At 49.8% G+C, this 13,194-nt stretch carries 10 protein-coding genes and 1 pseudogene; 5 read left to right on the top strand and 6 right to left on the bottom strand.

The window, feature by feature from the left end:
• Positions 1-48 precede the first annotated feature (48 nt).
• From KI379_RS05780 to KI379_RS05770, 3 genes are all read right to left on the bottom strand, one after another.
• Positions 49-948, bottom strand: coding sequence for a carbohydrate ABC transporter permease (locus tag KI379_RS05780; protein ID WP_145135403.1), 900 nt, complete (start codon positions 946-948; stop codon positions 49-51).
• Positions 949-967: 19 nt separating this feature from the next.
• Entirely contained in the window at positions 968-2,881 is a 1,914-nt protein-coding gene (locus KI379_RS05775; protein WP_212983027.1) for a DUF5711 family protein, read from the bottom strand.
• A gap of 108 nt (positions 2,882-2,989) precedes the next feature.
• Complete coding sequence (locus KI379_RS05770; RefSeq protein WP_244879202.1) at positions 2,990-4,660, bottom strand: ABC transporter substrate-binding protein; 1,671 nt, start codon at positions 4,658-4,660, stop codon at positions 2,990-2,992.
• Between the two features lie 415 nt (positions 4,661-5,075).
• Between KI379_RS05770 and KI379_RS05765 the strand changes: the two genes are divergently transcribed.
• Positions 5,076-5,597 carry a DinB family protein gene (locus tag KI379_RS05765; RefSeq protein ID WP_212983026.1) on the top strand — a complete coding sequence of 174 codons (522 nt, stop codon included), beginning with the start codon at positions 5,076-5,078 and terminating at the stop codon, positions 5,595-5,597.
• Between the two features lie 147 nt (positions 5,598-5,744).
• Here the strand turns inward: KI379_RS05765 and KI379_RS05760 are convergent.
• Positions 5,745-5,864: pseudogene (locus KI379_RS05760) on the bottom strand (HTH domain-containing protein); the annotation flags it as partial.
• Positions 5,865-6,083: 219 nt separating this feature from the next.
• Here KI379_RS05760 and KI379_RS05755 point away from each other — a divergent pair.
• The 3 genes from KI379_RS05755 (at position 6,084) to KI379_RS05745 (ending at position 8,857) form a co-directional block, all read left to right on the top strand.
• Positions 6,084-6,899, top strand: coding sequence for a helix-turn-helix domain-containing protein (locus tag KI379_RS05755; RefSeq protein WP_212983025.1), 816 nt, complete (start codon positions 6,084-6,086; stop codon positions 6,897-6,899).
• Between the two features lie 94 nt (positions 6,900-6,993).
• Positions 6,994-8,130, top strand: a complete 1,137-nt coding sequence (locus tag KI379_RS05750) for an epoxide hydrolase family protein (protein ID WP_306433685.1) — start codon at positions 6,994-6,996, stop codon at positions 8,128-8,130.
• Between the two features lie 91 nt (positions 8,131-8,221).
• Complete coding sequence (locus KI379_RS05745; RefSeq protein WP_212983023.1) at positions 8,222-8,857, top strand: DJ-1/PfpI family protein; 636 nt, start codon at positions 8,222-8,224, stop codon at positions 8,855-8,857.
• Positions 8,858-9,082: 225 nt separating this feature from the next.
• Here the strand turns inward: KI379_RS05745 and KI379_RS05740 are convergent, their stop codons facing one another.
• Positions 9,083-10,207: a GntR family transcriptional regulator gene (locus KI379_RS05740; RefSeq protein ID WP_145135413.1), complete on the bottom strand. Its 1,125-nt coding sequence runs from the start codon at positions 10,205-10,207 to the stop codon at positions 9,083-9,085.
• A 267-nt stretch (positions 10,208-10,474) separates the two neighbouring features.
• On the opposite strand from KI379_RS05740, the gene KI379_RS34230 reads away from it, so the two are divergent.
• Positions 10,475-10,618, top strand: a complete 144-nt coding sequence (locus tag KI379_RS34230) for an AraC family transcriptional regulator (RefSeq protein WP_212983022.1) — start codon at positions 10,475-10,477, stop codon at positions 10,616-10,618.
• Positions 10,619-10,792: 174 nt separating this feature from the next.
• Here KI379_RS34230 and KI379_RS05730 read toward each other — a convergent pair whose 3' ends face one another.
• The gene (locus tag KI379_RS05730) at positions 10,793-13,192 is read right to left on the bottom strand and encodes an alpha-L-rhamnosidase-related protein (protein ID WP_212983021.1); all 2,400 of its coding nucleotides are present in this window, start codon (positions 13,190-13,192) and stop codon (positions 10,793-10,795) included.
• Between the last annotated feature and the right edge of the window lie 2 nt (positions 13,193-13,194).

Genomic DNA, 13,194 nt, shown 5'->3' with positions numbered 1-13,194 from the left:
GTGAGCACAGCGCCGAGAGCGCTACATTGAAACGATTCATCTCACACGCTACATTTTCAAAGCCCCCTGCGTCATGCCCTGAATGTAATATTTCATGCCGAAAGAGAAAATCAAAATTAACGGAATCGAGGAAATGGCGTATGCCGAAAACTGCGTTCCCATATCGGTGATGCCGAACTGTTTCGTAAAGACGGTAAGGCCGACAGCAACCACCTGAAGACTGCTGTCCCTGATCGTAAGCAGCGGCCAAATGTAATCATTGTACACGCCAACAGCCTGCATGATGAACAAGGTGGCCAGGATCGGCAGCGACAATGGGATGACGATTTGAAAAAATACGCGAATCTCCGATGCCCCATCGATCCGGGCCGCTTCAAACAGCTCGCTGGGGATGCCGGACATAAAACTCCTGCACAAGAAGGTTCCGAAGATTTGCCCGCCGGCTGCACCGGCAATAATGATCACCCAAGGTGTATTCGTTAGTCCCAGATTATTATACAGGACGTACGAAGGAATCAGCGTTAACACGCCCGGAATCATCATCATGGCCAGCATCATCATAAACAGCAGTTCTTTGCCGGGAAAGCTTTTTTTGGCGAATATATATCCTGAAATGGAAGAGAGCAGAATGACACATGCACTGGCTCCGACCGCATACAAGATGGAATTCACCATATATCGCCAAATACTGGTGAACGCAGCGCCGTAATTATTCCATTTGGCCGGAGAAGGCAGGCCCCAGAAATTGCCGAGAATTTGCGCATTGCTTTTTAAGGAGCTGACGATCATGAACAGAATGGGCACCAGCATCAGAATGACCAGCACACACAGCAGCACGATGATGGTGATCTGGGGGAAACTGAGATATTTGATGAGCCCGCCTTCGTTTTTTCTGAGCTTTCTCACGGGGCTGACGCTTTCAGCGGCTGTATCCGTTTCGGTATACATCGATCCCTCTCCTCCTTCCTTAATCTTCTGTTTTAATAAGCTTCATGTTCACAACCGTAATCGCAAGGATCACCAGGAACATGCTTACACCGAGCGCCGAGGCATACCCGAGATCGTTGAACTTGGTGGCGGCATAATACATCTGCAGAGCGGGTACATAAGTCGAGTCCATGGGACCGCCGCCCGTAACGATCATGATGCCGTTAAAGTCCTGAATAATGCCTATGAGGGTTAAAATGATCAGAAACTTGAATTGACCGCCCAGCAGCGGCAAATGAATGGAACGGATAATCCGCCAAAGATTGGCCCCATCGATTTTTGCGGACTCGATCAGCTCGTTCGGAATGGACAGCAGCCCTGCGTAAAATACCAGCAGCTGCAGGATGCCAATAAACGGAAACCCGATAAAAATAATAGCCCACAAGGCGGTATTGGGGTCACCAAGCCAACCATGCGCCCAGGAACCAAGCCCGATCAGTTCTAAGACGTTATTGATCAGACCCACGTTAGGATCATACAGGTTTTGCCAAATCAACAATAGGGCCACACCCGGAATAACCATCGATGCGGTAAATGCCGTCCGAAAGCCGTATTGCAGACGTTTACTGCGTAGATGGAAGATGAGTTCAGCGGTAATGAGTGCAGGGATAATCGCTTTGATCAAACCGGTGATGATCAGAATGACCAGGTTGCCCATCCCCTTAATGACATAAGGATCATGAATCATTCGTTCAAAATTGGCCAAGCCGACAAAGGTGGTCCTGCCCCCTGGCTGCCAGTCATATAAGGAATGGAATAAGCCCGAAAAAGCCGGGTAATAGAGAAAGACGAACACCAGAATAAAGGTCGGTGCCAAGCCCAGGTAAATATATTTGCTTTTCCATATCTGGCGGAAAATAACCAGCCGGTTGCGCTTCTTCAAATAATTCAAGTACAGCATAACAAGGACGACCGCCAAGACACCGGCTGCAGCCCATAGCATAGCGTTTATTCGTGCCTTGCTTGCCGCTTTATCGATGACACTGCCTACATCGTACTTAAAAATCCTTCCGTCGTTGGTGCCCGAATACAGCGTCTTGCCCTCCCGGTCAAATTGAACGCCCCGGCCTTCCCCCGTGATCTTTGACTCCCACAGCTGCTTTCCGCGCCCGTCGAAAATATAGTAGTTACCGGATAAATCCGAAACGCCGATCCGTTCCCCATCGCTTGAAAAGGCGACATCGGTCACGATGTCCCGCGTGTTAATCGAACCGTTAACGTTCCCTTTCTGATCAAACAATTCCACCTTATTGGAAGCCGTACCCACTGCAGCCAGGCCATTGTCTGAAACGGCCACCGCCTGGATTTGATTATCCGCGCTGAATTTATACAGCAGGCTGCCATCCTTGTCCAGAAGATAGGCGAATTGGTCGCTTGTCGCGGCAACGATCCACTGTCCGCCGCCCGATACGCTCACTTCCTTCAACAGGGAACCGATGGGGATACTGCCTGTCTGTTCTCCTTTATTTTGATCCACAACGATGAGATCTTTGCTGCGCTGGGTAACAAGAACGATGGTGGACCCGTCCTGAGATGCGGCCAAGCTTTTGACCTGGCGCTTCAGATCCGAATCCCACAGCTGACCTCCTGTCTCGTCATATGCATACAGATGCCTGTCATCCGATGAAACCAGAAGCGTGCCGTTACTCAGAAGCGCTACCCCTGTAACGACATTTCCAGCCCCAACCTCATAGATGGGGTTGCCTTCGGAATCGTAGAGAAATGCCTTCGCATTATGACCCCCAACGGCCACACGGCTCCCATCCTCTGATACGGAGAGGGAGGTGATACTCCCCGCTCCTTCAATGGACCAATGGTCTTTGGCAAATGCTGCGCCCGGGACAAGCCCTAGAAGCAGGATCAGTGCAAGAAATATCCATGGGGCTTTCCTCATGATGAACCTCCCTTTTTATCCGTCATCCTTACGAATTGCCTGCTTCCCTCGGGTAATCATACGGGTCCGCACATGCAAATGCATGTGCAGACCCGTGTGAAAAAGTGATTAACGCTGCGGCGGACGCCGCTCGGGGTGATCCAAGTCGGAGAGTTCTTTCTTAGCTTCTTTCATGGCAGGTTCCATATATTTATCGATATTCGCCTGCAGCTGATCCAAATATTGATCCGTTGTCAGCTTACCGCTGAAGTACCGCTGTACGAGCCCTACCCAATCCTGCACAGACGGCTGGTAATCCCACATTCCACGAGCCAGATTGTTCGCGGCGCTGGTGTAGCCTTCGGTATTGCCAATCGGCTTGAAATCGGCGAATGCCGCCGCCATTTCATCCGGGAGCGTAATGCCTTTAATGGCCGGTGCGCCTGAGAGGGAGGCGTCGTCACTCTTCTGGATCGCATCCAAATATACGGCGTAACCTTCCGGACTCGTCAGGTACATCATGAAATCCACATTCAGCTCATTTTGCTTCGCATCTTTATTAACGAAACCATAGAATCCGATCGGAATCTGGATCGTTCGGGCCGGTGCCATCACCTCAGGTCCTTCCATGGAAGGCATGTTGAAGAATCCGTATTCGAAAGGCTTCACGCCGCCTGTGGCACCCGTTTTTTCCTCATCCGCGAAATCTTTAGGGAGCTGCCAGTAGGAGGCCGGCGTGCCTAACATTGTCGCCGCCTTTCCCGTCAGGAACAGATTGTAAGCCTGGTCCTCTTTCACTCCGAAAAATCCGTCAGGCACATAATCGAACAGTTTTTTCAGATTTTCCGAGTAAGCCTTCCACTGGGGATTGCCGGCAATTTTGAAGGGACCTTCTTTGTCTTTAACAGCTTTCCACAGCCGCATTTCGTTTTTGGTCACTTTACTGTTGGAATCGTTATACGGATCCGTCAGATCATATTTCCACTGCTCGTCGAGCTCTGGAACGTAAGTATAATCCTGTTCTTGGGACCGGATGATGTTAATATAATCGCGCATGTACTGATCGGCATAGATCCGCACCAGCCATCCCGCCTGGCCGCTCCACATCGATTTGGAGTCTCCGCCGAGCGCCAGCGGTGTATATCCGGCCTTTTTTATTTTATTGAAAGCGTCGATCATCTCGTTAAACGTTTTGGGAGCTTCGGTAATACCGACTTTCTGGAAAATCTCCTTGTTGTACACCCATACGATCTGCACGGATTCAAAGTTCAGGTTGTACAAATGATCTTCGGCTCCAATGCCTTCGAGGTTAATGCCCATCGCCTTCAGATCCAGGGTGTCCTGCCAAGGCTGGTTCGTATAAGGATTGACTTTATCGAAATAAGGGTAAAAGTCCATAAATTTTTTACTGTTAACTAGGCCACCGACTTCGTTATTCGTAACCAGGTCAACATCCGGCACACCTGCTGCAAATTGAGCCGTCAGCCATTCCTTGTAGCCTTCCGCCGGCTTGTTGTCGACTTTGACCTTCACTCCCGGATTTTTCTTCATATACGCTTCGGCAACCGCATTCCATACTGACGCCGATGCATTCGGCAAGGAAATGTTAATATTTCCTGTCAGCTGCGACGCGGCCGGATCCTTCCCTGCGTCTTCCTTACCCTGATCCTCACCCGTTGGATTGGATGCTGCGGTGCCTGGATTGTCTGGTGGTGTGGGAGCTGCTTTGGTGCATGCTGACAATAAAGCCAAGAGCATCACAATACTCAAGAGAACGATGAATCCCTTCCTTTTGTTCACATTGATCTCCCCTATTTTCGAATGGTCATGATCTAAAGCGCTTTCAATTGCAACAAACTTGAGCGAATACGCTTCAGCTGTAAGTATACGTTATAAATTTCGTATACTTTGATAAACAAAGTATACTGTAGGAGTTTGCCTATTGCAATAGTTTTTATTGCGAAACACGCTGAGGCTGCCGCGGATCGATGGGATAATTCGATTAAAGAAGAACATTCTCATGTTTTTCTTTATATATTTTGATATTGTCGACTTAGAGGGAAATTGACTTTTATCCCCCCCTATATGTAGATCATATTACCGCAAGGAGGCGTTTGTAATGAGAACGGCTTTTACTCCCGGGCAAACTATGGAGGGGCAGGACGCATAATTGCCCTTAAACTGCGGGCTCCCCTATTTGAAACGGGGAACAAAGTTGAAAAAATATGCTTTGCAGCAATTTGATTATCATGTATGGGCAAACCGGCAGGTTTGCGAGCATCTTCAGAAACTTTCTGATGAGGTATATCGAAAGCAAATCGTTAGCGTTTTTCCAACCATCTACGACACTATCGTCCATATTTATGTTATCGATCGAGGTTGGTTAACTTTCTTAACTGAAGGCGGCGTCTCCGAGTTGTCGGAGGAATACTTTGAGAACTTGAAGAACACTATAGAAATTATAGCGGCAGAAACCAACGGCAAACGTATTGAAGAACTGGGTCAAATGCAAGATGAACTGGCGGCTAGCTTCCGGTCATTCATCGAGCAACATGAGGATATCGAAGCAGTTTATCCGTCAGGAACATTTAATGCCATATGCGTAGACTATATCCAACATATGGTGAACCACGGAACTTATCATCGTGGTAACGTGACTGCGATGCTCAGGCAACTAGGGCATCCCGGAATACCAACAGACTATGCCTTTTATTTGTACAATTTAAGCCATTTGTAGGCAAAAAACAGCCTGGAACAGTGAATGTTCCAGGCTGTTTTTTAGTGCGCGCGAACGGGAACTGGCAAACGCCTACCGTTAGCCAAGAGCAAGAGCGTCTGCCGCTAGACGGAGTCTGGAGGAAGCTGGATGCAACCGCTCGGACTGAGGTAGAAAATATCCCTCCGTTAAGGAATAACCTGTGCCTGTTGTGCCTATAGTAGGCAAGCCTGCTTCGCTGAGTACCTGAATGTCACGATAGATGGTCCTTACACTGGTTTCAATCACCTATATCGAACAGTTTCTACTCGAATTCCTAAATCCGGAACACGTGCATTTATTTTTGTAGACTCTTTCCATACGCTTACGAATATTACTCGGATATTATGAAATAAAAATTCTTTTAGTGCAGCAGCGAACTCCTTCTGAACTTCTTGTTTCAAATCATGAAAGTTATCAAGTACAATGAAATTATTTGAACAATGAGACAGAAAGGACTGAACAGCAATGCCGTTTCAGACCTATTCCCCCCCGCCTCCTTTGTCTTCCTTCATCGCATACTTCTGGTCCTATACCGGAAAGAATCCGCCGCACTCGAGAAGACTTACCCTGCCGGACGGCTCGATCGATCTCGTCATTGATCTGTATGATCGTAAAACTCGTATACACAATCGATATGACAGCGAGATGACACTAGCGCCTTCCGTGATTAGTGGGCCTCACACTGATTATTATATAACGGATTCTTCAAGCGAGCGGTCCATGATTGGCGTACATATCAAGCCCGGCTGCGCTGGTCCCCTTCTAAAGCTGCCTTCTATTGCGTTAAAAGATACGCATGTCTCGTTGGATGATTTATGGGGGATAGCGGCTACTGATCTGCGCGATGAGCTGCTTTATTCCAACACGGTAGAAGATCGATTTCGTATCCTTGAAAAATACTTTCTGTTACGAAGTGATTGGTCAAGGCCATCGCATTCAGCCGTTCAGTTTGCGATTGCCTCGTTTCAGCAGTCGCATCACCCCGAATCCATTGCGAACATGGTTGAACAGGTTAACATGAGCGCCAAACGATTCATTCAAATTTTCAAGGATGAAGTAGGACTAACACCCAAGAGGTTTAGTCGTTTAATGCGCTTTCAAAAGGCGATACGTCTAATCAGAAAGAGCAATGATATTGATTGGGCCGATCTTGCCATGTCTTGCGAATATTATGATCAGTCCCATTTCATTAAAGAATTTCAGTCCTTTTCCGGCCTCACTCCGACCGAGTATCGCGCTATAGAAAGCCTGCACCCCAATCACATCCCTCTCACGAACTAGATCTCGGGAAAAAATATACAATACAGTGTCTTGTTGGCTCCCTTACAATGCAGAAAGCAGCTATTACATTCTGTATTGAAGGGGGAGATCAGTTATCGTTGCTCCATTCAAAATCAATGTTCCGCAATCGGATCTTGAAGACTTGAAAATGCGGCTGGATCATACGCGGTGGCCCGACGAAGCGGCTGGCGAAGGCTGGAATATGGGTGCAGATCTCGGTTATATGAAAGAATTAATCGATTATTGGCGAACGCAGTATGACTGGCGTATTCATGAAGCCAAATTAAATGCCTTACCGCAATACAAGACTGTTATAGAGGATACGCCCCTTCATTTCGTGCAGGTTAGAAGCGAAAATCCAAATGCGGTGCCGCTTTTGCTCGTTCATGGTTGGCCCGACAGCTTCTACCGATTTCACAAGATGATCCCTCTGTTATCCGACTCCTTCGATCTTGTCATGCCTTCGATTCCCGGTTTTGGATTTTCGGATCGAAAAACCACAACACCGAAACGAGTCGCCCACCTGTTTGCCAAACTGATGACAGAAACACTTGGATACGAGGGCTTCGCGACTTGCGGCGGGGATGTCGGCACTGAAATCGTGACCATGCTATCCACACATCACTCCGACGTTGTGAAAGCGATCTTGTTGACGGACGCTGGTTATCCAACCGGAAGTGAAGATATTACGGAGATGTCCCCTGCCGATCGGCAGTTTATGTTAGATACGCAGACCTGGGTTCAATCAGAAGGGGCCTATCTGAAGCTGCAAGCGACCAAACCGCAAACGCTTGCCTATTCACTTAACGATTCGCCGGTTGGCTTGGCATCTTGGATCGTCGGCATGATCCGTTCGGGAGCTGGCGACGAGACCGTAGATGATGCATTCGGCGGAAGGGACGAACTGCTCACGAATATCATGATCTATTGGCTGACCGGGACGGCCGGATCCGCCGCACGCATGTATCGGCTCATTGTAATGGCCAACCAAGCGAATGTAGATAGTGCTTCGCCGGTCAGAGCGACACGTAGAGTACCGGCAAGTATCGTGCTCTTCCCGCGCGAAATCCAGTTCCCCTCAAGTTGGGCTGAACGTTCGGTACATGTGTGCAGCTACAACAAAATGCCCTGTGGCGGTCATTTTGCAGCGCTGGAAAAACCCGAACTTCTGGCCAATGAACTGATACGATTTATCCCTTTACATTATTTCGGCTCGGGAGGAAGTTCATAATGGAAACCATGAGGGAACGAAGTCACTTTGGCACAGATCGGCGACAACATCTTTTCAACGGATAGAATCATGGATGAACAAGGAGGAACTGATGAAATACGCTTATGTTTATGTACTGGATACGATGGCGGACTGGGAACTTGGCTTTGTTACTGCAGAGCTCAACTCCGGTCAATATTTCAAAAACCGCGGGAGTCGCCTTCCCGTTCGAACCGTCGGAGCTTCCAAACGTCCTATCACGACGAAGGGCGGATTAACAATCGTGCCGGAACTGACAGTAGATGAGATCACGTATGAAACATCGGCTATATTGCTTTTGCCGGGTGCTGACAACTGGAAAGATCCAACGAATGGGCCAATCATCGAAAAAGCAAAACAACTGCTGAACGTCGGTGGCTATGTTGCAGCCATATGCGGGGCGACACTTGCGCTTGCGGATGCCGGGTTGCTGGATGAGCGTCAGCATACGAGCAATAGTCTGGAGTATTTAAGTTTATTTAGCCCCTCATACAAAGGCGCAGCTCGATATAAAAACGAGAAAGTCGTGGCCGATGGCAATCTGATCACAACCGGTTCGGCCGGCGCACTAGAATTAGCGCGCGAGGTTATTGCGCTGTTGGACCTGTTTGCGGAAGAGACTTTAGAAGCTTGGTATAACTACTTCACTTCAAGCGACCCTAAATATTTTTATGCGATGATGGAGACGCTCCAAGAGAGTAATTCATAACTTGCGAGGGTGACTAAGACGTTGGTCTTGGGTCACCCTATTTCTATTCTCGTAATGAGCTTACCGCGACGCATCGCGAGACGATAAAAAACTAAAAGCGCTGCGACAGGCTGCTTATGGCTAACCTGTCACAGCGCTCTGACCCCAGGCAGTTAACCTGAATCATCCCTTCGATGGAAGAGGCAAGCATACTTGCCGGGTTAGATTAATTCGGCACCCTGCAAATTAACTATTCCTGATGCGTTGCTTCGCCGATAAGGGGGCGGTGCTGTCGCGCAAGATCAGCGTCGGAACGATCTCGTCTTTTACCAGGGACGAATGATCCTCCTCCAGTTCAAACAGCAAAATTTCCGCCGCCCGCTGTCCCATCTTGCGAGTATTCTGATTCACCGTGGTGAGCCTCGGATAGGAATACTCGCCGAGTTTCACATCATCGTAACCGATAATGCTTATATCTTCGGGGATGTTCATCCCGGATTCTCTCGCCGCGTTCATTGCACCGAAAGCCTTATAGTCGCTTGTGGCGAATATCGCCGTTGGCGGTTCCGGCAGCTTCATCAGCCTTTTGAACCCTTCCTCCCCCATCTCCGCCCGTTCGTCTTCACCGTCGACAACGGTGATCAGGTCCGGATGGAAAGGAATATTATGCTGGGTCAGCGCCAGCTTGTAGCCTTGGAGGCGAAGGGAGAAATCCTGATTTAATTCCAAGAGCGAACTGCCTGTCAGGATAATCCCTATTCGCTGATGCCCCTGAGAGATCAGATGCTGGGTGGCCAGATATCCCCCTGTCAGATTATCCGCGATAACATAGGGAATGCCCAAATGCGGATAATAGAAATGCACCGTCACAATGCGCCGATTCTCTTCCTGCCAAGCCGTTAAACGTGAAAAGTCAAAATGCCCTTTCACCGTCAGGAGGATGATGCCGGCGCCGGGATCCTCGGGCAGCTCGTAGTTTTCCCCGATATCCCAAATGTGGAACGCGACGCCGTTATCATCACACACCTCTTTAATGCCTTCAAACATATCCGTAAAAAACGGGTGGTTCAGGATGCTAACTTCATGATTCTGATGGGCAAAATACAAGGTGCGCAGCCCTTTGGAATCGGCTTGAGCCGGATTCTCATGGACGAAGCTCCCCTTCCCCCGGATCCTGTACACGAATCCTTCCTGAACCAGATCCGACAGTGCCCGCCTGGACGTAATTTCACTGGTGTTATACTCTTTTGCCAGCTCAATCTGAGTGGGGAGCGGATCATGCGGCTTGAGTTCTCCGGAGGCGATCTTTCGTTTAATATCGTTCATTATATATTGATACATCGGAGTCTTGTCCGACTTTTCCATATCCATGAAGCCATCACTCCTTACCAAATTGAGTTAAGTATACTTTAAACACAGTCACTCCTGCAAGCAAAAGGGCAGTCTCTGATCCTGGCGGAAAGAGAGACTGCCTGTAGGCGGCGGAACAGTAAATATCATGTTGGACAGCGTCCGGAGACCGGATTCCTCCCGGCAACCCATGTTCCTGATCCGGCCATCCTTGCGATTGCCGATCGTCAATTAAGCAAAGTGTTAGCGGAGAGTAATGCGGCTCCTCCCCCTTTGGTGTCTCAGAGTATGCCGATTATTTATCATCATAAAGGAAATCTATCCGTTACGGATTTAGCCGAGCAGGCCCACTGCAGTGAACGGCATCTCAGAAGGGCCTTCAAACAGGAATTGGGTTTAAGCCCTAAGGAGATGCTGGGAATCATCCGATAACGGACCCGGACGGCAATTTGGTTAGTCGCGTCGCTTGATTCCTGATGGAGTGGAAAGGACTGGCCGAATAGTGCTTATTTGAGCTTGATGGAATTAGTAAAGGGCTGAAAAATTTCAGCCCTTTTCATCATGCTGCAGCTGCGCAGCTTTTCAAGTTGAATGGTGTTGTCTTCGTTACCCGCTGCAATCGACCAATGGTGTCCGCTTTGGTGCTGCCTCATGAACCGGAACCGTTCCTCGAACGTGGACACGATCCTGATCCGTAGACACGGATATGTCGCACAATCCTGGCGCCTTCCATGTCATTTGTGCGGGCAGGCGAGCCTCAAAGCGGTACATTCCGTCCACATCCCTTTTCCACTGGGCACTGATTTTTCCGTAACGGGTGACCACCGAACCTTCCGCCCACTCCACTTCCGCCTCTGCGCTGGGACGGAGCGTAACTTGCCCATGACCCGCCTTAGAAATATCAATCCCAAGCAGTTCCCTGTTCAATAAATACGTCGGTGATGCTCCCCAGCCATGGCATAGACTTACAGGGACAGCGTCCTCCAAATAGGTTGGCGTATGCCCAAGGTAGGGGCTTGGCGTAGTCGAAAAGGGGAGATTCGGATCAAAGGTTTCCCACCAGGTTGTCGCGCCCCGATCCAGCATATTGCCCCAATAATTTCGGATGATGCGTACGGCATCCGCTGCATAACCGTAACGGAAAAGAGTCTCAAGCACGATATGATAAAAGAACGCTCCACGAATTTGCGGAAGCCGTCCCTTCAAGTAATACTCCTGCAAGAACACGGATATTTCCTCCTCATCCATGATTCCCGACCAGGCGGCCGCAAAATTGGTCTGTGCCGTGATACTGGAGGAAAGACCATCTCCGTTCAAACAGTCTGCATAAATCGCCGTATTCGGTATCCGGAGCAGGTTCCGGACGGACTTGCGAAGCTCCGCCGCTTGATGCGTAAAGGAGTTCCCGCTCTCCTCTTCCCCCAGCTCAAACGCCAGCGTGGCGGCCGTATGCAAAAATTTATAATAAAAGCAAGAGACGGCGGTTACGCGATCCTCCCGGTGGATTTCGTCCGACCAGTCAATAAAGCACCACATGCCGTCCCGATCTGCGTTGGCAAACAATCCGGCGTCATCTTCTTGCTCCGTAAACCACGCGGCAAGCTTCACGATATGCGGCCATAATTCCTCTAAAAAAGCCCGATCCTTCGTATAATCGTAATATTCGGCTGCACCAAACAGCCAATGCGCGCAAAAATCGGGCAGCAAATAGGCGTTCCGCTGCGGTCCGGTGCCGGGTATGGAACCGTCGTCGTTTTGTATTTTTGCCGCCTGAAGCAATGACTTCCGGACGAGCCGGGGATCGTTGAACGTTTGATAGACCACTTTGGCCATGACAACCGAGTCGGCCACCCACAGCGCACCTTCGCGATAAGGGCAATCCTCAAAATGGTTCTGGCTGTTGACCATGGTTGTGTACCGGCCGACTTCCCAAATCCGGTTCAGCTTATCATCGCTGCTGCGGAAATGTCCCCCGTCCTTGTACGGATAATGAACAAAACGGACTCGAAGGTCACAAATACGCAACGGAACAGGCGTCGCCATGACCCCAACCTTAAGGTAGCGAAATGCACGCCTTCCGAACGGAGTGATCTTGTTTACGCCTTTGCGGAGGAGGTACGTATCCCTCAAATCCAATTCCAGCGACTCCCCATAAAACAGCTGTAGCACCCCGCCTTCACCGGCGATAACTTCAAGCTCCGGATAGCCGACGATCTCAGCACCGAAGTCATAGGTAATCTGGGGAAAAGAGCCGGGAATCGAAGCGTCCATGACCACCGGTCCCCTTCCTTCCGCCGTGTCAGCAGCTAATTGCGCTTCCGGGTTTTGGATGGACCCAAGTAACGATTCAGCCGATACCACCGTTACCGGGGATACCAAGTTCTCCTGCAGGTACGGGATGTCCCGCGCGACCAGGCGGGGCCAAGGGGAATTCTCCTGCTCAGCTGCTGCGATCACTTCCGCGGTCGGCCAGGAGGAATCGTCATAATCTTCGCATTCCCAGCCGTCTTCCCGGGACACATCCATCAATTCACGGTATCCACCCCACATATGGAGGCGGCTTACTCCTGTTTTCCACCGGGGGGACCGCCTGCATTTCCATTCGGAGCTGCTGGCAACCGTCAGCAGGTTTGCCCCTTGGTCGTCAGCGCTGTAAACGTCGAGCTGGCATATCAATCCGCCGGGCCCCTGCAGCTGCTCGGTAACGATTTTGTCTTTACCAAAATTGTGTGCGGCCACCGCAATGCAGTTCCGGCCGTTCCGGAGCAGTGCGGCAACGTCGTGCGTATCGAAAGACATCCATAACAAATCGGATGGCGCGGGGCCTCTGCCCGCTTCGATGCCGTTAATGTACAGCTTGTAGGATTGGTTGGCGGAAATCCGTACGAGCGCTTTTGTAAAGGGTACCGTCAGTTCAAAGGATTGGCGCGCTTCCACATATACGTTATTCTCATTCCCCGTTCCCTCTGCCCAAATCCATTCCGCTTTCCAGCTATCTCTATTCATCG

The sequence above is a fragment of the Paenibacillus cineris genome, assembly GCF_018333335.1.
GTDB classification, from domain to species: domain Bacteria; phylum Bacillota; class Bacilli; order Paenibacillales; family Paenibacillaceae; genus Paenibacillus_AQ; species Paenibacillus_AQ favisporus.
This window is presented reverse-complemented; position numbering and strand designations above follow the sequence as displayed.